Source organism: Pseudofulvibacter geojedonensis, assembly GCF_042675745.1.
GTDB lineage: Bacteria > Bacteroidota > Bacteroidia > Flavobacteriales > Flavobacteriaceae > Pseudofulvibacter > Pseudofulvibacter geojedonensis.
Genome location: NZ_JBHTJM010000004.1, coordinates 1 through 1,246, shown reverse-complemented (window position 1 = coordinate 1,246; position 1,246 = coordinate 1). Strand labels below are relative to the sequence as shown.

The 1,246-nt window shown below is 38.4% G+C and carries 1 pseudogene; it reads right to left on the bottom strand.

Annotated features, from left to right (window positions below):
- Positions 1-1,246, bottom strand: a pseudogene (locus tag ACFQ1O_RS03740) (hypothetical protein); the annotation flags it as partial.

Sequence of the window (1,246 nt, the reverse complement as noted above, 5' to 3'; positions counted from 1 at the left end):
TACATGTGGTCCTGGGTTTACATCAGTAAATGTTCCGCTACTCTGGAAAGTGTCTCCAGGTCCTGCAGCGTTACCTAAGCTATATTCAAAAGTAACTCCAGGTACAGTAGATGTTGCAGTGGCTTCAATTACATGGTTTCCAGCAAATGCATTAGTGGTAACAGTAGCGTTGTAAGTAGCAGGGCTAGCAGAAATACTAATTGTAGCAGTAGCTGAGTTTTGGCATAACATGTCTGTTGGTCCAGATGCTGTAACACTATAATCTCCAGCTTGGCTTACCGTATAAGTACTACTATTTGCTCCTGGAATTTCTACACCGTTAAACGACCATTGGTAAGTGTAATTTGGAGTTGTATAACTTCCTTCTAAGCTAAAGGTAGTAGCTGTTAATACAGGTAAATCTTCTGTAGGTAACGGTACACCAAATTCATCTACACACAATACATCTTTAGTACTGGTAATAGATACTTGTGGTACAGGTACGTGAATTTTAAAGTTTGTTAGTGTGTAACATCCTGTTGCGGCTGTGTTAGTAGCTGTGTCACCTGTATTGGTAACACGAACCCAGATAGTTTGCCCATAGGCTACAGTATTGTAAAAAGTAGTAGGGTTTGTAATAGGGTTTTGCTCTAAATTAGCATCAGATTCAGATGTGTAATAAGCTGCAGATACAACCGTTTCTCCGCCAATAATATCGTCTTGATATTCGGTTAAATCAAACAGAGCATATCCTTCTTGCAGTGTTCCTGGTCCTGTTCCGTCGTTTATACAAGACTCCATACTTTCTCCGTTTGGAAATAAATCGGCTAAATCTGAAGGGATTAAAGGAGTAGGATTCGGGTTTACTACAATTTCTACTAATTGCACACTGTAGCAACCTAAAGCATTGTCTACTCTTATAAAAATATCTTGTGGATTTACTGTGTTAACAAAAGCAGTAGTATTACCAATAGGGTTGGTGTTGGCTTCTGCCTCTGCTTCACTTAAGAAATAAGTAAAAGTATTACCTGTTTCTGTAGTAATCATATCTTCAAATAATGTTAAGTTGAAGGTTTGATTCGGTGTTACATTGTCTGGTACGTAATACTGATCGTCACACAATGGCATAGAAACAAATTCTGTTACAGGAGGAATAGATACTTCTAATGTAATCGCTTTAACGCTTCTACATTGAGTGCCATCGCCTGCATTTCCTTCATCACCTGTATTGATAACCTCTACATAAATAATTTGAGGGTTACTGGTG